22 protein-coding genes and 1 pseudogene are annotated in these 25,480 nt (G+C 69.2%); 12 read left to right on the top strand and 11 right to left on the bottom strand.

The features are described 5' to 3' along the window. Positions 1–143: 143 nt before the first annotated feature. From FKR81_RS41920 to FKR81_RS41905, 4 genes are read right to left on the bottom strand one after another with little or no spacing between them, the layout of a single operon-like run. Positions 144–824 (bottom strand): peptidylprolyl isomerase, encoded by a 681-nt coding sequence (locus tag FKR81_RS41920; protein ID WP_146361004.1) that lies wholly within the window; start codon positions 822–824, stop codon positions 144–146. A 52-nt stretch (positions 825–876) separates the two neighbouring features. Next, positions 877–1,218, bottom strand: coding sequence for a hypothetical protein (locus tag FKR81_RS41915; protein ID WP_146361002.1), 342 nt, complete (start codon positions 1,216–1,218; stop codon positions 877–879). Between the two features lie 60 nt (positions 1,219–1,278). Further along, positions 1,279–1,905 carry a response regulator gene (locus tag FKR81_RS41910; RefSeq protein ID WP_146361000.1) on the bottom strand — a complete coding sequence of 209 codons (627 nt, stop codon included), beginning with the start codon at positions 1,903–1,905 and terminating at the stop codon, positions 1,279–1,281. Further along, on the bottom strand, positions 1,902–3,011 hold the full coding sequence (locus tag FKR81_RS41905) for a sensor histidine kinase (RefSeq protein ID WP_222598601.1): 1,110 nt from the start codon (positions 3,009–3,011) through the stop codon (positions 1,902–1,904). Before FKR81_RS41905 ends, FKR81_RS41910 begins: the two co-directional genes overlap by 4 nt. Before the next feature lie 110 nt (positions 3,012–3,121). Here FKR81_RS41905 and FKR81_RS41900 point away from each other — a divergent pair, with 110 nt between their 5' ends. From FKR81_RS41900 to FKR81_RS41890, 3 genes are all read left to right on the top strand, one after another. Beyond that, entirely contained in the window at positions 3,122–3,829 is a 708-nt protein-coding gene (locus FKR81_RS41900; RefSeq protein WP_222598600.1) for an ABC transporter ATP-binding protein, read from the top strand. Continuing rightward, positions 3,826–5,625 carry an FtsX-like permease family protein gene (locus tag FKR81_RS41895; RefSeq protein ID WP_146360997.1) on the top strand — a complete coding sequence of 600 codons (1,800 nt, stop codon included), beginning with the start codon at positions 3,826–3,828 and terminating at the stop codon, positions 5,623–5,625. Before FKR81_RS41900 ends, FKR81_RS41895 begins: the two co-directional genes overlap by 4 nt. Before the next feature lie 103 nt (positions 5,626–5,728). Beyond that, positions 5,729–5,914 (top strand): antitoxin, encoded by a 186-nt coding sequence (locus FKR81_RS41890; RefSeq protein WP_146360995.1) that lies wholly within the window; start codon positions 5,729–5,731, stop codon positions 5,912–5,914. Between the two features lie 3 nt (positions 5,915–5,917). On the opposite strand, the gene FKR81_RS41885 is transcribed toward FKR81_RS41890, so the two are convergent. Then, positions 5,918–6,457 (bottom strand): GNAT family N-acetyltransferase, encoded by a 540-nt coding sequence (locus tag FKR81_RS41885; RefSeq protein WP_146360994.1) that lies wholly within the window; start codon positions 6,455–6,457, stop codon positions 5,918–5,920. A gap of 155 nt (positions 6,458–6,612) precedes the next feature. Here FKR81_RS41885 and FKR81_RS41880 point away from each other — a divergent pair, with 155 nt between their 5' ends. From FKR81_RS41880 to FKR81_RS46165, 3 genes and pseudogenes are all read left to right on the top strand, one after another. Next, positions 6,613–8,205 (top strand): galactose-binding domain-containing protein, encoded by a 1,593-nt coding sequence (locus FKR81_RS41880; protein WP_146360992.1) that lies wholly within the window; start codon positions 6,613–6,615, stop codon positions 8,203–8,205. A gap of 149 nt (positions 8,206–8,354) precedes the next feature. Beyond that, positions 8,355–10,334 carry an NACHT domain-containing protein gene (locus FKR81_RS41875; RefSeq protein WP_146360989.1) on the top strand — a complete coding sequence of 660 codons (1,980 nt, stop codon included), beginning with the start codon at positions 8,355–8,357 and terminating at the stop codon, positions 10,332–10,334. A gap of 686 nt (positions 10,335–11,020) precedes the next feature. Next, a pseudogene (locus tag FKR81_RS46165) lies at positions 11,021–11,323 on the top strand (hypothetical protein); the annotation flags it as partial. Positions 11,324–11,621: 298 nt separating this feature from the next. Here the strand turns inward: FKR81_RS46165 and FKR81_RS41865 are convergent. Then, positions 11,622–12,398 (bottom strand): maleylpyruvate isomerase family mycothiol-dependent enzyme, encoded by a 777-nt coding sequence (locus FKR81_RS41865; RefSeq protein WP_146360985.1) that lies wholly within the window; start codon positions 12,396–12,398, stop codon positions 11,622–11,624. Positions 12,399–12,415: 17 nt separating this feature from the next. On the opposite strand from FKR81_RS41865, the gene FKR81_RS41860 reads away from it, so the two are divergent. Both FKR81_RS41860 and FKR81_RS41855 read left to right on the top strand, forming a co-directional pair. Further along, on the top strand, positions 12,416–13,378 hold the full coding sequence (locus tag FKR81_RS41860) for a helix-turn-helix domain-containing protein (protein ID WP_146360983.1): 963 nt from the start codon (positions 12,416–12,418) through the stop codon (positions 13,376–13,378). Continuing rightward, positions 13,353–13,523, top strand: a complete 171-nt coding sequence (locus FKR81_RS41855) for a DUF397 domain-containing protein (protein WP_146360981.1) — start codon at positions 13,353–13,355, stop codon at positions 13,521–13,523. Before FKR81_RS41860 ends, FKR81_RS41855 begins: the two co-directional genes overlap by 26 nt. Here FKR81_RS41855 and recQ read toward each other — a convergent pair. Beyond that, the gene (gene recQ / locus FKR81_RS41850) at positions 13,513–15,327 is read right to left on the bottom strand and encodes a DNA helicase RecQ (RefSeq protein ID WP_146360979.1); all 1,815 of its coding nucleotides are present in this window, start codon (positions 15,325–15,327) and stop codon (positions 13,513–13,515) included. The genes FKR81_RS41855 and recQ overlap by 11 nt on opposite strands. A gap of 32 nt (positions 15,328–15,359) precedes the next feature. Beyond that, positions 15,360–17,204, bottom strand: a complete 1,845-nt coding sequence (locus FKR81_RS41845) for a Xaa-Pro dipeptidyl-peptidase (RefSeq protein ID WP_146360978.1) — start codon at positions 17,202–17,204, stop codon at positions 15,360–15,362. 88 nt (positions 17,205–17,292) lie between these two features. On the opposite strand from FKR81_RS41845, the gene FKR81_RS41840 reads away from it, so the two are divergent. Beyond that, on the top strand, positions 17,293–18,228 hold the full coding sequence (locus tag FKR81_RS41840; protein WP_146360977.1) for a maleylacetate reductase: 936 nt from the start codon (positions 17,293–17,295) through the stop codon (positions 18,226–18,228). A gap of 3 nt (positions 18,229–18,231) precedes the next feature. On the opposite strand, the gene FKR81_RS41835 is transcribed toward FKR81_RS41840, so the two are convergent. Next, positions 18,232–19,422, bottom strand: a complete 1,191-nt coding sequence (locus FKR81_RS41835) for a cytochrome P450 family protein (protein ID WP_146360976.1) — start codon at positions 19,420–19,422, stop codon at positions 18,232–18,234. A 133-nt stretch (positions 19,423–19,555) separates the two neighbouring features. On the opposite strand from FKR81_RS41835, the gene FKR81_RS44685 reads away from it, so the two are divergent. Continuing rightward, complete coding sequence (locus FKR81_RS44685) at positions 19,556–20,860, top strand: alpha/beta hydrolase (RefSeq protein WP_146360975.1); 1,305 nt, start codon at positions 19,556–19,558, stop codon at positions 20,858–20,860. Continuing rightward, complete coding sequence (locus FKR81_RS41825; RefSeq protein WP_222598599.1) at positions 20,827–23,286, top strand: bifunctional lysylphosphatidylglycerol flippase/synthetase MprF; 2,460 nt, start codon at positions 20,827–20,829, stop codon at positions 23,284–23,286. Before FKR81_RS44685 ends, FKR81_RS41825 begins: the two co-directional genes overlap by 34 nt. Here the strand turns inward: FKR81_RS41825 and FKR81_RS41820 are convergent. Continuing rightward, the gene (locus tag FKR81_RS41820) at positions 23,249–23,809 is read right to left on the bottom strand and encodes a Uma2 family endonuclease (RefSeq protein ID WP_146360971.1); all 561 of its coding nucleotides are present in this window, start codon (positions 23,807–23,809) and stop codon (positions 23,249–23,251) included. The genes FKR81_RS41825 and FKR81_RS41820 overlap by 38 nt on opposite strands. Positions 23,810–24,129: 320 nt before the next feature. Between FKR81_RS41820 and FKR81_RS41815 the strand changes: the two genes are divergently transcribed. Further along, entirely contained in the window at positions 24,130–24,411 is a 282-nt protein-coding gene (locus FKR81_RS41815; protein ID WP_146360969.1) for a hypothetical protein, read from the top strand. 1 nt (position 24,412) lies between these two features. Here the strand turns inward: FKR81_RS41815 and FKR81_RS41810 are convergent, their stop codons facing one another. Beyond that, on the bottom strand, positions 24,413–25,081 hold the full coding sequence (locus FKR81_RS41810) for a hypothetical protein (protein WP_407936596.1): 669 nt from the start codon (positions 25,079–25,081) through the stop codon (positions 24,413–24,415). Positions 25,082–25,480: the final 399 nt, after the last annotated feature.

Genomic DNA, 25,480 nt, shown 5'->3' with positions numbered 1-25,480 from the left:
GATCAGGCGCAGCCTTGCCACATCGAAAATGCCCTGTCAAGGCAGCTTTTCCGCCTTGACAGGGCATTTTCGATGTGGCGACCTCTGGTGATCAGCGAGACCCTCCCCGCCCACCACCAAAAGCCCCCGAAACAGACCGGGTATCAGCAGGGCTGCACGCGATACAGGTGAGCACGCACCTTGGGCGGCCCGTCCAACGGGTCCTCCCCGGCAATCCCACCGGCAGCGATCTTGTCCAACGTCCCCAGCCCCTCAGCCGTGATCGTCCCGAACACGGTGTAGTTGGGCTTCAACGAGGAATCGGACTGCACGAGGAAGAACTGGCTGCCGTTGGTGTCAGGCCCGGCGTTGGCCATGGCCACGAACCCGCGCTCGTAGACGCGCCGCAACCCGCTGGGGTCGTTGGGTGCGGGCTTCAGGTCGGTGGGCAGCTCGTCCTTGAACTTGTAGCCCGGTCCGCCCTCACTGGTGCCGGTGGGGTCGCCGCACTGCAGCACCTTCAGCGTCGGGTACGCGGTCAGCCGGTGGCAGTCGGTGCGGTCGTAGAAGCCGCGATCTGCCAGGTGGACGAAGTTGTGCACGGTGCAAGGAGCCTTGGAGCGGTCCAGGACCACGGACAGGTCGCCCTGGCTGGTCTTGATGCGGACCTTGACCTTCCCCTTGGTGAGCCAGGGGTCGCGAGGCATGGACACCGGACGAGCGGGAGGTTCGTCCGGTGTCTTCGTGAACCCGCATGCGGGCCGCCCTACTGCAGAAGCACTTCCGACGGTGATGAATCCGACGGCTAGTGCCACGGCCGCCGCGCACGCTGCGATTCGCCTCATGCGCGATGTTTAGTGCAACTGACAGATACCGGCAATCATTAACGGATCACTCTCAGTTGTCGGTGGCCTCGGTGATGGTGTACTCGCAGCGCGCCGGGTTGCCGGTCTTCTTGACCTCGGCTTCCTTCTCGACCTGCAGGACGCAGGTGAGGTCACCGGAGCCGGACTTGGGCTTCACCTCGACCCACGTCGGGCCGAGGCTGTTCGCGAGGAACGCGCGGCGCTTCACCGGCAGGTCCACGGTCTCGGTGGACGCGGCACCCGCCGGGTCCTTGCTGGTGACCTCGGCCTGGCCTGAGCCTTCGATCGTGTAGAAGACCTCGTAGGTGTAGCTCTTCGTGCCGCAGGCCGACATCACCAGCAGCAGCGGAAAGGCGAGCAGGAGTTTCTTCATGTGGAGGAGTCTCCTGTGGACGAACGGACGGCACTTCTGCCGAGAGACCGGTTGTGCCTCTTACTTTTGGCTGACCAAGCCGGATTCCCACGCCCACGCGGCGATCTCGACGCGGTTGCGGGCGTCGAGCTTCGACTGGACGCTCGCCAAGTGCGTCTTCACCGTGCCGACCGAGATGAACAGCTCCGCCGCGATCTCCGCGTTGGTGCGGCCCACGGCCACCAGCTGAACCACGTCGAGCTCGCGCGCGGACAACGAGTGCGGGCGCGCGGGCGTGGGCGGGTTCATGTGCTGCAACAGGCGCACCGTGATCGACGGGCTGATCAGGGCGTCGCCGGACGCCGCCGCGCGCACGGCTTCGAGCAGCAGGTTCGGGCCGGAGTCCTTGAGCAGGAAGCCGCAGGCGCCGTTGCGCAACGCCGTGTGCACGTACTCGTCGTGGTCGAAGGTGGTCACCACCACGACGTTCACGAAGTCGGAGATCTGCTTCAACGCCTCGAGGCCGTCCATGCGCGGCATGCGGATGTCCATCAGCGCCACGTCCGGCTTGGTGCGGCGCGCCTCGGCGACCGCCTGCACGCCGTCCTCGACCTCGGCGACCACCTCGATGTCCGGCTCCGCGCCCAGGATCATGCCGAAACCGGTCCGCACCATGGCCTGGTCGTCGGCCACCATCACCCTGATCATGAACCCGTCCTCGCGCCGTTCAAGATGGGAAGCGCGGCGTCGACCACCCAGCCTCCGTCGATACCCGGACCTGCCTTGATCCTGCCGCCGAGCGCCTGGACGCGTTCGGTGAGGCCGAGCAACCCGAACCCCTTGCCGTCGCCGCGGGTGGGCCTGCCGTCGTTGACGACGCGCACGGTCACCCAGTCGTCGCTGGTGAGCACGCTGACGTCGACCCGCGTCGCGTCGCTGGCGTGTCTGCGCACGTTGGTCAGCGCCTCCATCACGACCCGGTGCACCGACGACGTCACCTCGACCGGCAGGTCGGCCACCGGGCCTTCGACGCGCAGTCGCGCCTGCGGTTCACCGAAGCGTTCCACCAGGTCGCCGAGGTCGGAGATGCCGGCGAGCGGTGCGACGGGCGTGCCCTCGTCGGGGGTGCGGAGCATGCCGACCATGCTGCGCATGGCGTTCATGGCCTCACCGCCCGCGTGCTCGATGCGTTCCAGCGCATCGCCCGCCCTGGCCGGGTCGCGCTCGACGATCCGCCGCGCGCCCTGGGCCAGCACGACCATGCCGGTGACGTGGTGCGCCACGAAGTCGTGCAGGTCGCGCGCGAACTCGGCGCGCTGCTCGGCCCTGATCGCCGCGAGCTGCCTGGTCCGGGCGGACTCCGTCAGCCTGACGTAGCCCACCGCCGCCATCACGGAGATCCCGATGACGAGCAGGACCAGCGCGAAGACCACGGCACCCGAGCCGTGCAGGCTCTCGAAGGGCTGGGTGACCACCGCCGCGAGCACCAGCACGACGAGCGGCGTCTCCCACCACGACCGCGCCCGCCACGTCGTCACCAGCAGCACGCCCATCAGGCCAGCGGTCTCCACGAGGCCCCAGTTCGTCTCCGGATCGGGATTCGTGAACGTGTAGACCAGCGAGCAGGTCGCGGCGAGCACGGCCAGCCAGCGGCGCGGCCAGAACCAGGCGACCACCGGGAGCACCGCGACCGCCATCGACACCCCGATGAGCCACCGTTGATCGACCTTGCCGGCGAACATGCCGGTCGCCAGGTCGAAGAAGGCGAGCCCCCCGAGTGCCAGGAGTGCGCCGAGCTTCCAGTACCGCCTCATGGAGCAGAGCCTATTCATCGACCTGAACCGCGCAGATCGGCCGAAAGACAGACCCCGCCCTGGCTGCGGACCGATGTCGGGCACTGTGCGCGCCGAGCAGTTTGGTCAGCGTGAACAACTCAGCTACCGCCGCGGTCGACCTGGTCAAGGTCTACGGCTCCGGCGACACCGCCGTCCGGGCACTCGACCGCGTGTCGGTCGCCTTCCCGCCCGCGACGTTCAGCGCGATCATGGGCCCGTCGGGGTCGGGCAAGTCCACCCTGATGCACTGCCTCGCCGGTCTGGACACCGCCACGTCCGGCCACGCGATGCTCGGCGGCACCGACCTGACCAGCCTGTCCGACCGCGTGCTCACCAGGGTGCGCCGGGAGCGGATCGGCTTCGTGTTCCAGGCGTTCAACCTGCTGCCGACGCTCACGGCCGAGAAGAACATCACCCTGCCGCTGGACCTCGCGGGCAAGCGCCCCGACCGCAAGTGGATGAACCAGCTCGTCGAGGTGCTGGGCCTCGGCGCGCGGCTCGACCACCGGCCGAGCGAGATGTCCGGTGGCCAGCAGCAGCGGGTCGCGCTGGCCCGCGCGCTGGTCACCAGGCCGGACGTCGTGTTCGCCGATGAGCCGACCGGCAACCTCGACTCGCGCACCAGCGCCGAGGTGCTGGGCCTGCTGCGCGACTGCGTCCGCCAGTTCGGGCAGACCGTCGTGATGGTCACGCACGACCAGAACGCCGCCCGGTACGCGGGTCACGTGGTGCACATGGCCGACGGCAGGGTCGCGGGGATCGGCAGCCCGGCGCCTCGTCAGCAGGTGAACGCGTGAAGAAGCTGCTGCCCGTCGTCTCCATCCTCATCGCCGCCTTCTTCGCGTACGGCACGGTGCTCGCGAAGGACATCACCGAACGCACCATGGTCGGCGTCAAGGAGAGCCGGCTCGACGAGGTGTTCGTGCTGCTCGGCGCGTTCGTCGTGGTCGCGATGGTCGCGGGCGCGCTCGTGTCGACCTCGACGTTCCGGATCGTGTTCGCGCAACGGATGCGCGAGCTCGCCCTGCTCAGGGCCGTCGGCGCGGGCCGCGGGCGGCTGGTCGTCCGGCTCGTCAGCGAGGGCGCGCGCACCGGGTTGCTCGCGTCGGTCTCCGGTGTCGGACTGGCCTGGCTCGTCGCGCAGGCCGTGCCGCTCGCGGGACTGGTCGCGCCCGGTTTCCCGGTGCCCGAGGCGATCGGCGTCGTGCTGGGCTCGTTCGCGCTGACCACGCTCGCCGTGCTGGCGCCCGCGGTGTCCGCGTCGAAGGTGTCGCCGCTGGAAGCGCTGCGGACCTCCGCGGTGCAGGACACCCGAGCCGCGGTCGGCAAGGCCCGCTGGGTGCTCGGGCTGGCACTGCTCGGCGGAGCCGGGTTCACGCTGTTCAACGTGGTGACGCGCGGACTGGGCGACAAGATCCGCCCGCCCGGCCTGACCGAGGAACTGCTGCTGCTCACGGTGCTGAGCGCGACGCTCGCGTTCTGCGCGCTCATCGCACTCGGCCCGGCGTTGATCAACCCGCTGCTGCGCGTGATCAGCTGGCCCGCCCGCAGGCTGGGCGCCGTCGGCGGGCTCGCGGTCGGCGGTGTCGGCGGCGCACCGCGCAGGGCCGCGTCGATCACGACGGTCGTCGCGCTCGGCGTGGCGCTGGTGATCGGCACGATCGTCGGCACGGAGACGTTGCGCAGCCTCGGCAAGGCGGAGATGGCGAGCGCGTACCCGGCGGACCTGGAGATCACCGGGCCGGTCGGCGACCGCATCGGCCTGCGCGACGTGCTGCCCTACCGACGGACCGAGGTGCAGCTGACCGGTCCGGAACGCCAGCTGATCATGCAGGCGTCCGACGTCAACCTGCGCGGCGTGCGCAACCTCGACGACTTCCGCTTCCAGGACGGGTCCGTGCAGGACATGGGGCCGGGCAAGATCCTGCTGCCCACCTCGACCGCCGAGCGGATGCGGCTGCGGGCGGGCGACCAGGTCCGGGCGGGCACCGAGGGCCACGAGGTGACCCTGACGGTCGCGGCCACCGTGTTCGGCGGTGTTCCGCTGCAGTCCAGCGCCGTGCTCGACCCGGCCGACTTCGACCGCCTCGGCGTCCCGGCCGAACCGGACGGCGCGCTGGCCAACGGATCGCTGTCCGCCGCGGCAGGCCTCGACGTGGTGTCGCTCGCGGACAAGCGCGCCGAGAAGGAGAACTGGTTCTTCTCGCTGTTCGCCGTCGCGATCGGCCTGATGGCGCTGACGATGCTCATCTCGGTCGTCGGAGTCGGCTCGACGACCGCGCTGTCCGTGCTGGAACGCACCCGCGAGTCCGGACTGCTGCGCGCGATCGGCCTGACCAGGAGCGGACTGCGCGGGATGGTCACCGTCGAGGCGTCGCTCTACGGGACGATCGGCGCCGTGCTCGGGCTCGCGCTGGGCATCCCGTACGCGTGGGTCGGTGTCGTCTCGCTCGGCGTCGACTGGCCGTTGCAGGTCCCGTTCGCCGACGTGGCGGTCGTGGTGCTGGGCCTGGCCGCGCTCACCGCGCTCGCCGGACTGCTCCCCGCTCGACGCGCGGCGCGGGTCAGCCCGGTAGAGGCACTGCGGGACTGAGCTTCAGACCACTGGCGTCCACGTTCGGCGGGCAGATGTTTAGCGCCGAACGTGGACGTGGGTACTCGACCTGGGTCCGATCAAGGAGCAGGAGGAGAGAACCATGGGCTTCGACGAGCTGAAGAACAAGGCCAAGGACCTGCTGGGCCAGCACGGCGACAAGGTCGACGAGGGTGTGGACCGGGCGGGTCAGTTCGCCGACGAGAGGACCGGCGGCAAGCACACCGAGCACATCGACTCCGCTGAGGAGAAGGCCAAGGAGGGTCTGCGCAAGTTCGGCGAGCAGTAGCGGTCAGCCCGGTAGCGGTACCGCGCGACGGATGTCCACAACGGACTCCAGCGCGGCGGCGAACCGCTCGAGCTCCCAGCGCATCAGGTACATCTCGCTCCCCCACCCGCTGTTGGGGCCGGAGACGACGTCGAACTGCGCGTCGATCCTCCGGTAGAGCCACAACGCCCTGCTGTTGGCGACGGCGTAGCCGGTGGTGCGGCCCAGTTCGGCGGCGTGGCGGTTCGCGTGCAGCATCAGGTCGACCAACACGCGCCTGCCGCGCAGCTCCATCCGCCGCACGGCCATCCGGGCGAACAGCACCGCGTGCTCGTCGTCCACGCCGTCCGGCCACGGCGGGTCGAACTGGGCTCTGACGGCACCGGCGAGCGCGCCGTCCTCGTCGCGGACGACGAAGTGGGTGGCGCGCTCGTCGTGCTCGTCGGTGCCCCACTCGGCGGTCCACTCGGGGTCGCGCTTGCCACGCAGGTACGCCTGCTCTCGGAAGAGGCGCAGCTCCGCGCCGAACTCGACGATCTCGATCACACCGCAGGAACGCACCATGTGGGAAGAAAGTTCACGGACTGAGACGCGGTAGTGATCACCTGCGAAAACATGATGCCGACTCGGAAATGTGGAGCTCTTGACAGCGAGTTGACAAGACGACTATCACTCCAGTGTGAGAGCGCTCTCATGCGCAGCAATGCTGGAGGGTAGCAATGACGCTCACTCGACGGGCGCGGGTCCGGCTGTCCATAGCGATGGCCGCGTCAGCCGCACTGATATGCAGCCTTCTCATAGCCACCACCACGACACCCAGAGCCGAAGCCGCCATCCCTCCCCTGCCGGGATGGACCCAGGTCTTCGGCGACGACTTCACCGGCGGCGCGAACCAGCTGCCCAACGGCGGGAACTGGCGGTTCAGCCTCGGGCACGGCTATCCGGGCGGACCGGGCAACTGGGGCACCGGCGAGATCGCCGCCCACACCAACAACCCCGCGAACGTCAGCCTCGACGGCGCTGGCAACCTGCGGATCACGCCTCGCCGCAACGGCGCCGAGTGGACGTCCGCCCGCATCGAGACCAACCGGCAGGACTTCAAGGCCCCGCCGGGTGGGGTGCTGCGGATCGAGGGCCGCATCCAGATGCCCAACGTGACGGGTGCGGCGGCGCTCGGCTACTGGCCGGCATTCTGGGCCCTCGGTTCGCCGTACCGCGGCAACTGGTGGAACTGGCCGGGTATCGGCGAGTTCGACATCATGGAGAACGTCAACGGCGTCGACCGCGTGTGGGGCGTCCTGCACTGCGGCGTCAGCCCCGGCGGCCCGTGCAACGAGAAGAACGGCATCGCGAACAGCCGGCCGTGCCCCAACGGCTCGTGCCAGTCCACGTTCCACACCTACCGGTTCGAGTGGGACGCGAGCGTCAGCCCGCAGCAGTTCCGCTGGTACGTGGACGACCAGCTGTTCCACCAGGTCAACCAGAACCAGGTCGACGCGGGCACGTGGGCCAACATGACCAACCACGCCGGCTACTTCATCATCCTGAACGTCGCGATCGGCGGCGAGTTCCCGGACAACTACTCGGGCACCCGCACCCCCGGTCCCGGCATCGTCCCCGACCGCCCGATGGTGATCGACTACGTGGCGGTGTGGACGCGCGGCGGTGGCGGTCAGCCGACGACGACGACCACTCCCCCGCAGACCTGCGGGCCGCTGATCTCCCAGGGACGGCCCACATCGGCGTCGAGCATCGAGAGCGGCAACCAGGCGGCGGCGTTCGCGGTGGACGGCAACACGGGTACGCGCTGGTCGAGCGCGCACAACGAACCGAACTGGTGGCAGGTCGACCTCGGCTCGGTCCGGCCGGTCACGCGGGCGCGGATCAACTGGGAAGCGGCCTACGGGCGAAGTTATTCCATCCAGCTGTCGGACAACGGCAGTTCGTGGCGCGAGGCTTACTCCACGTTCAGCGGAGCGGGTGGCGTCGAGGACATAGCGCTCTCCGGCAACGCGAGGTACGTGCGGTTCAACGGCACCAGCCGGGCGACCCCGTACGGCTTCTCGTTCTGGGAGTTCGAGGTGTTCGGCGCATGCCCCGGAGGGCCGACGACGACCACGTCGCCGGGCCAGCCACCGACGTCCACGACGACCCAGCCACCTGGGAACTTCCCGGCGTGGGCACCGAACACGGCGTACTCGGTGGGGTCGCAGGTGAGCTACGCGGGCTTGAACTACAAGTGCCTGCAGGCGCACACGTCGATCGTCTCGTGGGAGCCGCCTTACGCGGCCTCGCTGTGGCAGCGCCTTTGATCACCTCTGGTTGACCTGCTCGGCGCGTCACTTCCGTGCCTCGGCATTCGCGGCTACCGTCGTTTGCCGAGGTCACGGAGGTGATCATGGAGTGGGACCGGATCAGCAGGGCTGCGCGTATCACCGTATTGATCGGGATATGCGTCGTCGTGCTGCTTCTCCTGCTCCCAGCAGCTATCAACGTCAGCACCGGCACGGCGCCACCCGAGTACCTGGGCTCGATGCGCGGCTGGCTGTGGCCCGCCGCCATCGGGCTCGGGCTCGCCGCGGCCGGGCTCGTGGTGTGGGAACGGGTGCGCGGCGGCGAGACCAGCAACCGATCAGCCGCCATCGATCGGGTGGAAATGCGCATCCGCGGTCTGCTCGGCGCGTCGCTCGCCACCCAGAGCCGGATCAAGCTCGCGCTCGCCCGCCAGCCCCGCGTGTCCGTGCGCGTGGAGGACGAGGAGCTCGACTCGGACGATCTCGAGGCGGTGGTGGCCCGGTTGGGCAGACCGCTGGCACTCATCGGTGAGCCGGGCAGCGGACGCTCGACGCTCATGCTCGACCTGTGCGTGCGACTGCTGAAGAAGGCCAGGTACGACCCCGAGGCGCCGATTCCCGTCGTCGTCGACCTGGCCGCCTGGTCGGCGTACGACGCGCGCGGGCCGATGGAGTTCACCGGGTGGCTGCAGCGCGAGCTGACCAGGCAGTACCGGATCAGCCGCTCGGCGGCGACGGTCTGGTTGCGGCGCAGGAGTCTCGTCATCTTCGTCGACGGGCTGGACGAGGTGCCGGATGCCGACCGCGCGCAGGCCGAGCACGACATCGCCCCGTACGCGTCGATGGTCTGCTCGTCGCGGCCGGTGCCCGAGTTCGTGTCGGTGCACGTGCAGCCGCTGACCCGAGGCCAGGTGCAGGAGTACATCGCGGCCGTGTCGCCGCGGCTCGACGGCCTGCAGACCGCGCTGGAGAAGGACCCCGCGCACTGGGACACGCTGACCACGCCGCTGATGCTGAACCTCGTCGCGCTCACCTACCGCGACCGCGAGGCGGACTTCCCGGTCGACCCGGTCGCGGGCTACGTCGTCGAGCGGCTCGCCGGGCAGCGCGCGGCCGGTCCGACGATCAGGGCGCTGAAGTTCCTGGCCAGGTTGCGGCGCCCGGACCTCGCGGCGCCCGCGAAGCTCCCCGACCGCAGGTCGTGGATCGGTCTCGTGCCGACCCGCCCGCTGTGGCTGCTGTTCGTGCGCGGTGTGCCTGCCGCGCTGGCCGGTGCGGTCGGCGCGGTGTGCGCGATGGTCGGCCTGCGGCTCGGCCTGGTGCCCGCGGCCGTCGGTGCCGTCGCGCTGAGCGGACTGGTCGTGTGGGTCAACCAGCTGCCGAACGTGTTCCGCCCGCCCGGCCGCGCGCACGGTGTCGTCGTGTCGCTCGTCGGGTTCGCGGCCGGTGTTGTCGTGGGCGTGCTCGCGACGGTGTTCGGCATGTGGCTCGCCACGCTCGCCGTGCAGTGGCCGGAGGCCGTCGGGACCAGCGTGGTGCTGGCGCTGACGTTCGTGCTGGCCATCGGTGTCGTGCAGGGGCAGGCGCCGCTGGCGTGGGCGTTCCTGATCACCATCGGGACCGGTGTGGCGACGTTCTGGACCGGGCCGACGCTGTTCACCGGCCTGTTCGTCGGGCTCGTGGTCGGGTTGCTGGGCGGGTTGTTCTGCTCGGCCATCGGGCTGGTGTGGGGCACCGTGCGCGAGCCTCAGCTCGAGCGGCTCGTGCGGCAGCGGCCGTGGTGGGTGCAGCCGGTGATTCCCGTTGCCGGCCTGCTCGGGTCGCTGTGCGGCCTGCCGCTGGGCTTCGCCGATCCGTTGTCGCCCACCCTGGGCCTGCTGATCGGGTTGATGATCACGCCCATCGCGGCGCGCGACTACGTGTGGCCGTTCGACGTGCTGTCCGAGCGCTTCTCGGAGCTGCTGGCCCGTCCGCTCGTCGTCGGCGAGCTGTCGCTGCGGCGGCGGTCTCTGCTGAACCTCGCGGAGGACCGGCTGCTGCTGTCCTACGTGGACGGCGAGTACCGGTTCGCGCATTCCGTGCTGCGCGACCACCTGGCCGTGTGCGACCCGGTTCGGCTGTCCGGAGAAGTGCGTCGCCGTTCGTGATTTGAACCAACCTTCGTCGCAGGCCGTAAGGCCAGGCAGGAGAGACGAAGGGAAGTGAGTGCATGCAACTAACCAAGGGCTGGGCCATCTCGGCCGGCCTGTTCGCCCTCGTGGCCATCGCGGGAGGCACGACCTTCGCGGTCGCGGGCAACGACGCTTCCTCCGCCGTGTGCCAGGGCCAGAACCTCACGTTCTCGGCCGACGGTGGCGCTCCGGGCGTCACGTCCAACCAGTTCCCCGTCGGGACACAGCTCAAGATCACCAACCTGGACAACAACAAGTCCACCACCGTGCCCGTCACGGGGGTTTCCGGGAGCTGTGCCCTGTTGAACGCCGCGGCCATGGAGCAGGTGCGTGAGCCGGGCAAGAACGTGATTCGGCGCAACCGGGTCGAGCGCGTCGGCAGTGGCGGCGCTCCTCAGGCTGCTCAGCCCGCCCAGTCTTCCGGCGTGTGCGGAGGCCAGTCGCTGACGTTCTCGGCCGAGGGCGGCGCTCCCGGCGTGACGTCCAACAAGTTCCCCGTCGGCACGCGCCTGAAGATCACCAACCTGGACAACAACAAGTCCACCACCGTGCCCGTCACCGGCATCTCCGGCAGCTGCGCTCTGCTGAACGCGGCGGCCATGGAACAGGTGCGCGAGCCCGGCAAGAACCTCATTCGACGCAACAAGGTCGAGGTCGTCGGGTCGGCGGCTGCTCCCGCTCCCGCGCCTGCTCCTGGCAAGCCCGACTCGGCTGCGGGTCGGGTCGTGTGCGCCGGGTCCACGGTCACGCTGTCCGGTGAGGGTGGCGCGCCTGGCGCGTCCAGCAACCAGTTCCCCATCGGCACCAAGCTCAAGGTGACCAACCTCGACAACAACAAGTCGACGACCGTGTCGGTCACCGGTGTGTCCGGTAGCTGTGCGCTGCTCAACAACGCGGCCTTCGAACAGGTCCGCGAGCCCGGCAAGTTCCTGATCCGCGGGGCGCGTCTCGAGAAGGTCGGCTGACCCCGTGGTGCGGGAGCCTCACGCGCCGAGGCTCCCGCACCGCGGTTCTGTCCGGCAGACAGGAATGCGTGGGCCGGGATCTTCGTTCCACTGCTGCCCGAGTGCGGCGGAATCAACCTGCTCGGCGACACCGTCCGGGTGACCGATGACGTGTTCAACGAGCACGGCTGCGGAACGGAGATCACCGTCCAAAGAGGGAACTCGCAGGTCGTCGCCACCGTGGTCAGATTTCATCTGACCCTCATGGCCGAGGCCTGATATCTCGTCGTCGACGAGATGTCAGGCTTGTGTCAATTGACTAACTCGGATCCCAGGCGATGAGCTGGTCGAAGACACTTCGGTCGCCGTCGAACTTCAGTGAGTCCACGGAAATCCGGCCGTAGAAAGCCAGAACCAGCTCACTGGCCGTGCCCCAAAGGGAGGCGTCGGCCGCCACCGGTTCCTCGCCCGCGGGTATGCGGTCGATCCGTGCGCCGTCGGCGGAGAGCCGGAGACGCCAGGACCGGCCTTCGGTGGCGTGGTAGTCGACGACAGCGGGCTCGTGCGGCCAGGCGCTCGTCGTCGCGCAGCAGGTGGACTGGAACTCGTCGACACCGTCGAGCGCGGCCTCGTCCGGCAGCGGCTGCGGAGCGCCCGCAGTGATCTGGGCGTCGTAGGTGTGCACCGTGACGTGCTGAACCTGGTGCCGGGCGACGGCACCGCTGGTGTGCGGCGACTGCGAGCCGACCCACCACGTCCAGCAGCCGCGATCAGGGCCGGACTCCCGCAGTGCGCTCAGCAACTTCTCCGTCGACTCCGCCGACCAGGCCAGCAGCGCCTCGCGCTCCACGGGCACAGCCTCGGCACCACCCCAAGCAGACTCGTCCGGGGGTGCGTCGGCAGGCCCTGCCGCAACGGTCGCGGCCCAGCGTCGGTGGCTCTTGCCCACGTGCTGCACCAGATCCAGCAGCGTCCACTCGGGACAGGTCGGCACCTGCACGTCCAGACCGGGCGCGGAGGAGACCGCGGCCCGGAACGCGACCAACCGTTCGTCGATCAGTCGCAGCAGGTCGGGGAACTCCAAAGTCGTTTGCACTCGGGCTGTCTATCACCGTGTTCCGGCCGCCGGACAGCGATTTTCGCAGCTGCGAGAACAACCCTCACTCGAACGGGGCGCTCCATGTCCGGTGCGCATACCGGAAACTCGCGGCCATGACGCCGACGCCTTCCACGCCGTACAGCCGAGATCTCGGCGACGAGCTGCGGCACCTGCGCGAGAAACACACCACCTACACGGGTACGGAGATGGGCTACGTACTCGGCTGGCACCAGACCAAAGTCTCCAACGTCGAGAACGGCAAGGTCCGCGCCTCCGAAATCGACATCGTCCAGTACCTGACCACGTGCAAACGCAGCCGGGCATTCGTCGAAGGCTTCCTCAACCGCTACCGCCATGCCTTCGACGCATACTTCGTGCAGGTACCGGAGAACCTCCGCACCATCGCCATCTCTGAGTCTCCCGCCACCAAGATCACCAGCATCTCGACCGCGACGGTCCCCGGCCTCCTCCAGACCGAGCCCTACACGCGAATGATCCTGAAGTCAGGCGGGCGAGCATCGCCCGACCAGATCGGCAGGCTCGTTGAGGCTCGGATGGCCCGCCAAGCCATACTCCGGCGGCACGACCGGCCCGACTGTCTCTTCTACGTGCACGAGAACGCACTCCAGCTGAACGTGGGCGACGACGCGGTCATGGCAGAGCAGATGCAGCGGCTGATGTTCAACACCCACACCATCCGCATCGTGCCGAAGTCGAGCGGGCCTGCCGGAGTCGTGCTGGCCGACTATGTCCAGTGGGAGTACGACAAGGACCGGCCGGTCGTCTACAGCGAGAACGAGCTCACCAGGGTGTTCGCTCACGACTCGACCGCCATCGCACGGTACGCGGCGATCTTGGAACGCCTGGCCTCGGTCGCGTTGGATGAGGGACAATCGCGGAGCCTGCTGATGAACTACTCGGGCAGGCACAGCCGACCGCGAGAGGACCCCGATGCGTCAGGACATGGCGTGGCGTAAGAGCAGCTACAGCGACACGAGCGGAGAAGGCGACTGCGTCGAAGTAGCGTTCACGCAGGTCGTGCGAGTCCGCGACTCGAAGAACACCGCCGGTCCCCAGCTGGCCTTCTCCCCCACCGCTTGGCGGGCGTTCGTCAGGAGCTGAGCACCTCGAGGATCCCCTCGCCGTACTTGGCGAGCTTGTTCTCACCCACCCCGTTCACATTGGCCAGCTCGGCCAACGTCGCGGGAGCCTCGGCGGCGATCTGCCGCAACGTCGCGTCGTGGAAGATCACGTAAGCGGGCACGCCCTGCTCCTTGGCCTGAGCGGCCCGCCACGCGCGCAGCTGCTCGAACACGGGTACCGCTGCCTCGGGCAGTTCGACCGCGGCCGCCGCCTTCGACGTCTTGCCCGACTTCTTGGCCGGAGCGGGCCGGGTGTCGCGCCGCATCATCACGGAACGCTTGCGGCCCAGCACATCTGAGGCAGCGGGCGTCAGCACCAGGGTCGAGTACTCGCCCTCCACCGCGAGCAGGCCCTGCGCCAGCAGCTGGCGCACGACGCCGCGCCACTCGCTCTCGTTCAGGTCCTCGCCGATGCCGAACACGCTCAGCGCGTCGTGGTCGTACTGGATGATCTTGGCGGTCTTGCGGCCCAGCAGGATGTCGATGGCCTGGCCGGCGCCGAACTTCTGGTTGCGCTCGTTCTTCAGGCGCCACACGGTCGACAACAGCTTCTGCGCGGCGACGGTGCCGTCCCACGACTCGGGCGGGGTGAGGCACGTGTCGCAGTTCTCGCACGGCACGGCTTCCTGGCCGAAGTAGGCCAGCAGCCCGGCACGACGGCACTCGACCGTCTCGCACAACGCGAGCATCGCGTCGAGGTGCAGCGAAGACCGGCGGCGAAACGCGAGGTCACCCTCGGACGACTCGATCATCTTGCGTTGCTGCACCACGTCCTGCAGGCCGTAGGTGAGCCAAGCGGTGGACGGGAGGCCGTCGCGGCCCGCGCGGCCGGTCTCCTGGTAGTAGCCCTCGACGGACTTCGGCAGGTCGAGGTGCGCGACGAAGCGGACGTCCGGCTTGTCGATGCCCATGCCGAACGCGATGGTCGCGACCATCACCATGCCGTCCTCGCGCAGGAAGCGCGACTGGTTCTCCTGACGCGTCCTGGCGTCGAGGCCCGCGTGGTACGGCAGCGCGCGGATGCCGTTCTGCACCAGGAACTCGGCGATCTTCTCCACCGACGCGCGGGACAGGCAGTAGACGATGCCCGAGTCGCCGTCGTGCTCGGTGCGCAGCAGGCCGAGCAGCTGCTTCTTGGGCTCGTTCTTGGGCACGATGCGGTACTGGATGTTCGGCCGGTCGAACGAGGCGACGAAGTGCCGCCCCTCCTCGAGGTTCAGCCGGGTCGCGATCTCCTTGCGGGTCGCGTCCGTCGCCGTCGCGGTCAGCGCGATGCGCGGCACCTTCGGCCAGCGCTCGTGCAGCTCGGCGAGCGCCAGGTAGTCCGGGCGGAAGTCGTGGCCCCACTGGGACACGCAGTGCGCCTCGTCGATCGCGAACAATGCGATCTCGCCGCGGTCCAGCAGGCGCAGGGTGGCCTCGGACCGCAGCCGCTCCGGCGCCAGGTACAGCAGGTCCAGCTCGCCGGCGAGGAACTCGGCCTCGACCATGGCGCGCTCGTCCGGGTACTGCGTCGAGTTCAGGAAACCGGCCCGCACACCCGCGTCGCGCAACGCGTCGACCTGGTCCTGCATCAACGCGATCAACGGCGAGATCACCACACCGACACCGCTGCGCACCAGCGACGGAACCTGGTAGCACAGCGACTTCCCACCGCCGGTCGGCATCAGGACGAGCGCGTCACCGCCGGCGATGACGTGCTCGACGATCTCCTGCTGCTCGCCTCGGAACGAGTCGTACCCGAAGACGCGGCGGAGCACCTCCAAGGCGGGGTCGATGTCCATGGCCGCGATCGTACTGACGGCCACTGACACACTTAGTTCAGCGCACCCGCCACCCCGGCGGAAACGCGGGAAGCCGTTGCCGGCTCACTCGAAGGAGAGCCGAGAACACCTTCCAGCGGCACCCGGACAGACGTGCCCGCGAGGTTCACCGTCAACCTGGGCAGCTGGCTCGGCGTCGCGATCATCGAGCTGTCCGTACCACCGATGACCAGCGCGAGCCGGTGCCCGGCGGGCACGATGTGGTCGGCCGTCGACAGCCGGAACGTCATCGTGTAGCTGGTGCCGGGCGTGATCGTCCGCGGCGAGCTCAGCGACGCGTAGTTGGCCAGGTCGGCCCACCCGCGTGCGACGACCTGCGCGTCCACCGTCCCGGAGGTGGCCTCGGTGTCGCGGTAACAGGCGTCGTCGCCGGTGCGGTTCTCACCCCAGCACGACTCGGTCGACAGCGTCCTGATCCCCTCGCCCGACCGGACGACGGCCGAGCCGTAGTCGACGAGGTACGCGGTCAGGTGCGCGGTGGGCGTGGACGACGACACCGACACGGTCACCGACGAGGTTCCGGCGATGCGCAGGTCCGAGCCCAGCACGCCGGTCGAGTACTGCACCCGGCTCGACGCGCCGGACACCCACGACGACGGCGTCCCGCGCCCGTCGTCGACGAACGACGCCGTCCCCGAACCGGGCGTGGTGCCCAGACCGGCGGCCGCCGGGTAGAACGTCTGCAGCCCGGTACCGGCGGGCGGCCACTTGGCGTAGTTGCCCCACACGTCCGGCCTGCGCTCGATCGCGGCCTGCGGCTCGTTCTCGATGCCGTTCGGCACGTCCAGCAGCCAGCGGTCGAACCAGCGGTTCAGCGTGCGCACCCACTCCGCGCGCCGGAAGTCGAACGGGTCGACGTGCGCGGTCTGCGACAACCACAGCTTGCGCGGCGTCGCGGCGGGCAGCGCGTCCCACCACTGCCCGTACTGCAGCGTCTTCACGTTGAGATCAGCCGACCCGTGCACGGCGAACACCGAGGCCTTCACCTTGGACGCGTTGCGCACGAAGTCGCGCTGCTGCCACATCGGCGTGTAGTCACCGTTGGACGGCGCGCCGTTCGTCATCTCGGTCCGCACGGTGCCGCACCGCGAGCGGGCGTTGGTGTTCTCGAACCCGGACGCCAGCCCGGTGGGCGTGCCGAAACCGCGGTAGGACACGCCGTCCGAGCGGAACCAGTCGTACCAGGAGCTGATCGCCGCGATCGGCACGATCGTCTTGAGGCCGGCGACACCGGTCGCCGCGACGCCCTGCGCGACCGTCCCGTCCCACGACTTGCCGATCATGCCGACGTTGCCGGTCGACCACGACGCGGAGACGGCCTGCGTCCCGGTCACGGACGAGTAGCCGGGGCGGCGGCCGTTCAGCCAGTCGATCACCGCCGTGCCGGACGCGACCTCGCCGCGTCCGCCGGTGTCGAGGCAACCGCGCGACCGGTTGGTGCCGGAGAAGTCGACCAGCACCACCGCGTATCCGCGCGGCACGAAGTAGTTGTCGTAGAACAGCGGGAAGCGCACCGGCAGACCACCCGAGTACGTCTTCGTCTCGCCCTCGTTGCCGCGCCCGGCGGACTGGTAGTACGGGCTGGCCTCCATGATCACCGGCACGCGCGCGGTCGTGGCGGGCCGGATGATGTCGGCGGCGACGCGGTCACCCGCGCCGTCGGCGTCCAGGTCGAGACCGGTGTCGACCCACACGGTCTCGCGGATCGCGTCTGCCAGGCTGTGCACGGGCTGCGTCACGCCGTCCCGCACCTGGTAGGCCGGGGTGGCCGCGGACACCGGAACCGGTACGACGAGCAACGCACCCAGCAACGCCAGGCCAACCCGAAGACGCTTCATGAAAAACCACGCTACGGAGTGGATCTATCACCCATCAGAGCCGAAAGTTGGATTCCCCAAGTCACCGACAGAGACGGAAAATGCCCCGATGACGTTCACCTACGAACCCCCGTCCGGCCGGATCGTGTTCGGCCGCGGCACCGTCGCCCAGGTCCGCGACGAGGTGGAGCGTCTCGGCGGCACCCGCGTGCTCCTGCTGGCCAGGCACCTCGGCGCGGACCGGGTCACGACCGAGCTGGGTCCGCTGCAGGTGGCGCGGTTCGGCGGCGCGACCATGCACACCCCGGTCGAGGTGACCGAACGCGCGCTGGGCGTGCTGCGCGAGCACCGGGCGGACTGCGTCGTCGCGCTCGGCGGCGGCTCGACGACCGGCCTGTCGAAGGCACTGGCGGTGCGCACGGGAGTGCCGCAGCTGATCCTGCCGACCACCTACGCGGGCTCCGAGGTCACGCCGGTGCTCGGCGAGACCGAACACGGCGTCAAGAAGACCCGGTCGGCCAAGGAGATCCAGCCGCAGACCGTCATCTACGACGTCGACCTCACACTCGACCTGCCGACCGACGTCACCGTCACCAGCGCGATCAACGCGCTCGCGCACGCCGTCGAGGCGCTCGGCCAGAACCCGTACGTCGACGCGATCGCAGGGAAGGCCATCGACGGCATCATCCACGCGCTGAGCGGCAACCCGTCCACTGTGGACGCACGGGGCGAGCTGCTGTGGGCCGCGTGGCTCGCCGGGACGTGCCTCAGCGTCGGCATGGGCCTGCACCACAAGCTGTGCCACGTGCTCGGCGGCTCGTTCGGGCTGCCCCACTCCGCGACGCACACCGTGGTGCTGCCGCACGTGATCGCGCCCTCGCCGCTCGCCACCACGATCCACCAGATCGCGGTGCGGTTCGGCGTGCCGACGTCGTTGCGCGAGCTGGGCATGGCCGAGTCCGACCTGCCGAAGGCGGCCGAGATGGCGGGCGACCCGCGCGCACTCGCCGTGCTCACCGCCGCCTGGCGCGGCGTCACCCCGTGAGTCTCACACCGTGACGAAGATCTGCTCGTAGGCGCGGAACAGGGAGTTGTTGCGCCACCGCAACTTCTCCGGCTCCACCAGCGCGAGATCGGGGAACCGCTCGACCAGGCGGCCGATCGCGGTCTGCCCGGTGAGCCTAGCCAGCGGCGCGCCGAGGCAGTGGTGCACGCCGTGGCCGAACCCGACGTGCCCGATCGCGTCGCGCGTGATGTCCAACGCGTGCGGGTCCGGGAACCTGGCCTCGTCGCGGTTCGCGGCACCCACCGGAACCAGCACGAACTGCTCGGCGGGGATCGTCGTGCCGCCGACCTCGACCGGCTCGGTCGTGAAGCGCAACGTCGCGGTGCCCGCCGGTCCGTCGAACCGCAGCAGCTCCTCGACGGCGCGCGGCAACAGCGACGGATCGCCGCGCAGCAACGCGAGCTGCTCGGGGTGGCTCAGCAGCGCGACGACGCCGTTGCCGACGAGGTGCACGGTCGTCTCGAAACCCGCTGTCAGCAACAGGAACACCATGGAGACGAGCTCGTCCTCGTCGAGCTGGTCGCCCTCGTCGCGGGCCTGCACCAGAGCCGTCACCAGGTCGTCGCCCGGCTGCTCCCGCTTGCGCGCCACCAGCGCGGCCAGGTAGTCCGCCATCGCGAGGAAGCCGCGGCCGACCTCCTCGGCGTCCGCGCCCTGCCCGATCCGCTGCGACAGCCCGCGGAACTCCGCGCGTTCGTCGACCGGCACGCCGAACAGCTCGCCGGCGACCGTGCCGGACACCGGGATCGCGTACTGCTCCAGCAGGTCGACCTGTCCGGACAGCCCGTCGAGCAGGTCGCCGACGATCTCCTCGACCCGCGGCCGCAGCAGCTCCACGCGGCGCAACGTGAACGCCGCGCCGACGAGCCGCCGCAACCGGGTGTGGTCCGGCGGGTCCAGGTTGAGCATGTGGTCGCGCAGCACCTTCGCGATGTACGTGCGGCGCACGCCCTCGGTCTCGGCCAGCCGCTCGTACAGCGGCGTCGCGCGGTTCGAGTCCTTGCTCAGCGCCGGGTGGGCGAGCAGCGCGCGGGCGTCCTCGTAGCGCGTGGCCAGCCAGACGCGCTGCCCGTTCGGCAGCACGGCCGGGCACACTGGCGCGTCCGCGCGCAGGCGGTCGTAGACGGAATGGCGGTCCTGGCAGAAGTCGTCGTCAAGACTGGTCTCCCCCATGCTGACCAGCTTAGACACGCTTTCGCGAATTCGGTTGTACTACTTCGGTCTGATGTTGGATCAGCCGACGGACCTACCCCGACCAGTCGGTCGCCTGATGTGGAAGCTGTCGGTTCGCTGAAGACTCGGCGGCATGACGAGCCCGTTGGAGCTCTCCCTGATCAACGGGCCGATCCCCGCGATGATCACCGCCGGGGGCGCGATCGCACTGCTGTTCCTCGCCGTCGCGAAACGGCGCACGTGGTGGACGCGTGTCCTGCCGATCGTCGTGCCGGCGTGCGCGCTGCTCACGGCCGCCGCGTGGTTCTTCGTGAACCGGGTGTGGCGGCCGTTCCCCGAACCGCTGCCCTTCGTCGTGCTGGCGTGGCTCGGTGTCGCGGTGCTGGGCATCGCGCTCGCCGTCGCCCGCTGGCGGCACTCGCGCTGGCCGGTCCGCGTGGTGAGCGTGCTCGCCGCGGTGCTCGTGCTGACGAGCGGACTGTCCGGGGTGAACCAGTTCTTCGGCCAGTACGCGACCGTGCGCGCCGCGCTGGGACCGTTCCTCGGCGGCACGACCGACCTCGACGACGCCGCGAAACCCGCGGCCGACGAGGTTCGGGTGCCACCGGGAGGCAAGCTCGCCGACGTGTGGCGGCCGCCTGCCGACCTGCCCGAGAAGGGGACGGTCTCCGAGGCGCCCATCCCGTCGAGCACGAACTTCAAGCCGCGCAACGCGTGGATCTACCTGCCGCCCGCCTACGCGGCGACGCCCCGGCCGCGGCTCCCGGTGCTGGTGCTGCTGGCCGGGCAGCCGGGAACACCGCGCGACTGGTTCGACGCGGGCCAGCTCACCCAGCACTTCGACGCGTTCGCCAAGCAGCACAACGGACTCGCGCCGATCGTCATCGCGGTCGACCAGCTCGGCTCGATGATGGCCAACCCCATCTGCGTCGACTCGCACCTCGGCCAGGTCGAGACGTACCTGGCGAAGGACGTGCCTGCCTGGGTGAAGAACAGGCTGCAGGTCGACGAGAACCGTTCCGCATGGACGATCGCGGGACTGTCGCAGGGCGGGACGTGCTCCCTGCAGCTCGCCGTGCGCGCACCTGAGGTCTACGCGAACTTCATCGACATCGCGGGTCAGCGCGAACCGACGCTGAGCACCACCGCCGAGACCATCAAGGTCGTGTTCCACGGCGACGCCGCCGCGTACCGGCGGATCAACCCGCTGGACGTCCTCGCCACCCAGCGGTTCCCCACCACCGCGGGCGTGATCGTGGCAGGCGCGAGCGACCCCCACTACCGCAAGGAAGACCGAGAGGTGTACGAGGCATGTCGACGAGCGGGCATGGACGTCCAGTGGACGGAACTGCCGGGAGCGCACGACTGGAACGTGTGGCGCCCCGGTCTGCACGACTCGCTGCCGTGGCTGGCGCGGCGCACCGGGCTCAGCAACTGATCCGGCGGGCGCCGTTCACGGCGGCGCTCGTGCTGACGCTGTGGATCGTCGGTGCCGCAACGGGAAGCCTCGTCGACGGGCCGGTGCTGGAGGAGGTCGGCTTCGGCCTGTCCTCGCCGCTGTGGACGGCGCTCACGTCGATGCTGTGGTGCGCCAACCTGCTCGGGTACCTCGGAACCACCGCGCTGCTGCTGGTGTTCGGTCCGGTGGCGGAACGCGAGTTCGGCTCGCTGCGCACGGCCGCGCTGTTCGTGTCGACCCACGTGGTCGGCGTGTTCCTCGGCGCGGGGCTGGTCCGGCTCGGTGTGCCGACCGGCTGGGTGTGGCTGGACTACCTGCAGACCGACCTGGCGGTCGTCCCGTCGGCCGGTGTCGTGGGACTCGCGCTGGCGCTGAGCTTCCGGCTGCCCGCGCTGTGGCGCAGACGGGTGCGGCTGCTGGTCGTCATCGCACTGCTCGTGCTCGCGCTCTACTCCGGTTACCTGGAGGACGTGCTGCGCCTGTCCGGCGGCATGGCGGGGCTCGTGATCGGCTGGTTCGCGGTGCGCTCGCGGCCCGCGCCGTCCGCGCCGACGCACGAGGAGACGCGGGTGCTGGTCGCGCTGCTGTTGGCCGCCTCCGCGCTCGGCCCGATCGTCGTGATGCTGTCGCCGTTCCCGAACGGTCCGCTGTCGTGGTTCAGCGACCTGGTCGCGGTGTCACAGCCGGACGCGGAGACGATCGCCGATCTCTGCGCGGACCCGGAATGGGCGAACGAGTGCCGGACCATGACGGTGCAGGCGTCCTACGACCGGCTGCCCGCGATGATGATGTCCGTGCTGCCCGCGTTGCTGCTGCTGGCGCTGGCCGAGGGACTGCGCCGCGGCCGCCGGTTCGCCTGGTGGGGCGCGCTCTCGCTGAACCTGGGACTGGCCGGGTTGATGGGCTGGTACGTGTGGAACTACGTGCGGTTCGCCGACCAGTCCGTCACGCCGGGCCAGCTGATGGAGTTCGGCATCCCGTTGCTGCTGCCGCTGGCGATCGTCATCGTGCTCCTGTCGACGCGCAAGCACTTCCCGCTCGCGACGGGCGTGCGCCGGTTCTGGACGATCACCGGATCCGGGTTCCTCGCGCTGAGCGCGTTGTACGTGTTCGGCGGCTACCTGATCCGCGACCAGTTCGCGCCGGAGGCGACGTTCACCGAGCTGGTGGCCGACCTGCCCGCGCGGTTCCTGCCGCCCGGTTACCTCGGTCTGCTGCCCGCGCGGTTCCGCGCCGACGACATCGTCGCGACCCTGCTGTTCGAGTACACCGGCATGGTGTTCTGGCTGGTCGTGCTCATCGGCCTGCTCCAGGTGTCGTGGCGCGCCCGGCCCGTGTGCGCGGACAGCGCCGCCGCGCAGGCCCGTGCGCTGATGGTCGCGCACGGCGGAACCTCGTTGTCCTACATGACGACCTGGCGCGGCAACCACTACTGGTTCACCCCGGACGGCAGCGCCGCCGTGGCGTACCGGGTGGTGGCGACGATCGCGCTGACCGTCGGCGACCCGATCGGTGCACCGGACGCGCGCCGCGAGGCCGTGCGCGGGTTCGCGTCGTTCTGCGCGCACCAGGGCTGGACGCCGTGCCTGTACAGCATCAGCGCCGAGCTGCGCGACACCGTCGCGGCACACGGCTGGCAGACCGTGCAGGTCGCCGAGGACACGGTGATCCCGTTGCCGCCGTTGAGCTTCACCGGCAAGAAGTGGCAGGACGTGCGCACGGCGTTGAACAAGGCGACCAAGGAGGGCATCACCGCCGAGTGGTGGACGTGGCGCGACGCGCCGCTCGCGCTGACCGACCAGATCCGCTCGATCTCGTCGGAGTGGGTGGCGGACAAGGGTTTGCCGGAGATGGGCTTCACGCTCGGTGGGCTGGACGAGCTGTCCGGTGACGGCGTGCGGCTGCTGATCGCGGTGGACGCCGACCGCACCGTGCACGGCATCACGAGCTGGCTGCCGGTGTACGTCGACGGCACAGTGACGGGCTGGACGCTGGACTTCATGCGCCGCCGTGCGTCCGGGTTCCGCGGCTCGATGGAGTTCCTGATCGCCTCGGCCGCGTTGACGTTGCGCGAAGAGGGCGCCGAGTTCCTGTCCCTGTCCGGCGCGCCACTGGCTCGCCTCGACCGCGGCGAACGCCCCCGCGCGCTGCAGCGGGTGCTCGACCTGACCGGTCAGGTGCTGGAGCCGGTGTACGGCTTCCGCTCGCTGTTCGCGTTCAAGGCGAAGTTCCAGCCGGTGTACCGCCCGATGTTCATGGCGTACCCGGACTCAGCCGCACTGCCGCGCATCGCCAACGCCGTCAGCCGCGCCTACCTGCCGGGCATGAGCGCGCGCCAGGGCCTGCGCCTGGCGTCCAAGGTGATCATCAGGAGGGATGCTCGGAAACCAGCTGTGCGGCACTGAGCTTGACCGCGAACGGCTCGGTCAGCACGATTTCCTCGTCCCCGTTGGACTCGGCGACGTCGATGTACGCACCCTTGTGCAACGCGAGGCAGCGCAGGAACGGCATGTCCGGGTCGACGATCCAGTAGTGCGGACACCCGGCCTCTTCGAGCTTGGCGCGCTTGAGCTCCAGGTCGACGAGCCGGGTGGACCGCGACAACACCTCGATCGCGAGCACCGGCGGCCCCATCAACGCCCTCGTGGTGAACGCTTCCCGTTCCCCCACAACGACATCGGGGATGAACACCGTCCGATCGGACAGCACGACGTCCACCGGCGCGGGCAACACCTCGAGCTCCGGCGGGCACACCGGACTGAGCGCGATGACGAGACGAGCCACCACGCGCTGGTGCACGGGACGGGGTGATGGGCTCACCAGGAGCACCCCGTCCACGAGTTCATAGCGGCGGCCGTCATCGGGCATCGACTCCAGATCCACCCACGTCAGCGGCTCACCGCTGGCGAACGCGGGGATGCTTCCCATGGTGGGTGCCCTTCTCCGGGAGGTCTACGGAGCCCGAAGATGCCATTAGACCGCAGGTACTGGTGCTCGCACGACCGCAGCGACCCCATCGGCGGAGTCCGTTCGGCTGCGAACCGTTCCGGTTCCCGGAGCGTAGCGAGCCTTCCACCTGTTCAGCCCAACCGTTGCGCCCGAACGATGCCACGTGACACGTCATTCGACGAACTGCCGAAACCCTGGTGAATCTTGCGTGTCCACCGGCGTAGCAGCACGAACGCGGTACGTGTTGTTGCCTTGTCGTGGCTTGACAGCTATTCGAACACGTGTGCGAGAGTCGGTACGTGAAGTACGAGGACCAGGTGCACCAACTACGCCGAATGGTGGCCGGACTACCCATCTGGCGCACGGAGATCCGCAGCGGCCGAACCGTAGTCGTAGACGCGCGCAGCAACGAGGTGCTGCTGCACGTCGAAGGCGAGTGGACGCCACACCTCGTGCGATTCTTCGACTCGTTCGACCGGTACAGCCTGCTGAACCTGGTTTCCTTGCTGGACGCACTGCCCATGACGCACCCCGAGGCACGCCAACTCCTGGAGTCGTTGCGACTGCCCGAAAAGGTCTGACTCACCAGTCCCAGTGGTACCGCAACTCGGCCCGCCAGTCGTTCGGGTAGTACGTCTGAACGACGAACGCCATCCCGATCCCGCGCGCCACGTACTGGTCCCGCTCCAGCTTCCTGGTGATCTCCGGGGCAGTGGTCCCGTCACCGTTGTTGTTGTCCCACCACGATTCCCACTGCTTCACACACGTCTGCGCACCGTAGTAGGCGTTGCTGCACGGCGCGGGCGGCGACCAGATCTGCGTGTGCCCGAACTTCACGACCTTGCCGGACGACCGCTCGGTCAACGTCCCCCACGCCTTGAGGCAGTAGGCCCGCGACGACACGCCCCACTTCACGTAGTGCTGCAGCCCACCGTTCGACGGCACGGGCACGAGGTTGGCGCAGTTGCCGTCACCGATGAGCTCGGACGTGACCCGCAGGTCGTAGTAGGTCCCGTTGCCCGCCCAGCCGTCGAGCATCACCCAGTCGCCGTCCACGTGGAACGTCTCGTGGTAACTGGGCGGCCACGAGGCCGGATCACCCCAACTGATCTGAGACTCCGTAGAGGACTGCGGGTTCCACGCCCACTGCCCGGCGGCCTTACCTCCAGCCCAGTACTGCCCCGCACTGCGCTGGGTGATCCGCGAGTAGGCCCCGTAGGTCTCCGCAGCCGAAGCAGGCACAGGCACCATGAGCAACACGGCCAAGAGAACGACAAACCGCACGACAAACCGCATTCGACTTCCCCCAAGAGATCGACTACGAGCAGCGTAACGCCGACCACGGCGATGCCGCAGGCGAGCCGTCCCAAAGTGAGCGATCACCGAAGGCACGAAGCCGAAGGCGAGCACCCCAAAGCCCGCGATGCCGAAGGCGAGCCGACCAATGAAACCAGCGGGTGGTGGGGTCTCCGTACGGCACAGGCGAAGCCCTGCCATATTTTTAGGGCGGGGTCAAGACGTCTTTTTGTCTTGACCCCGCCCTAAAAATGCGGCTGCCTCTGGTGCGCCGTACGGAGACCCCACCACCAAAGCAACCATCTACGAAAAGCAACCAGGGACCTCCGGTGGTGCCGGGGTCCGGGGCGGAGC

It is taken from the genome of Lentzea tibetensis (genome assembly GCF_007845675.1).
GTDB lineage: Bacteria > Actinomycetota > Actinomycetes > Mycobacteriales > Pseudonocardiaceae > Lentzea > Lentzea tibetensis.
This window is presented reverse-complemented; position numbering and strand designations above follow the sequence as displayed.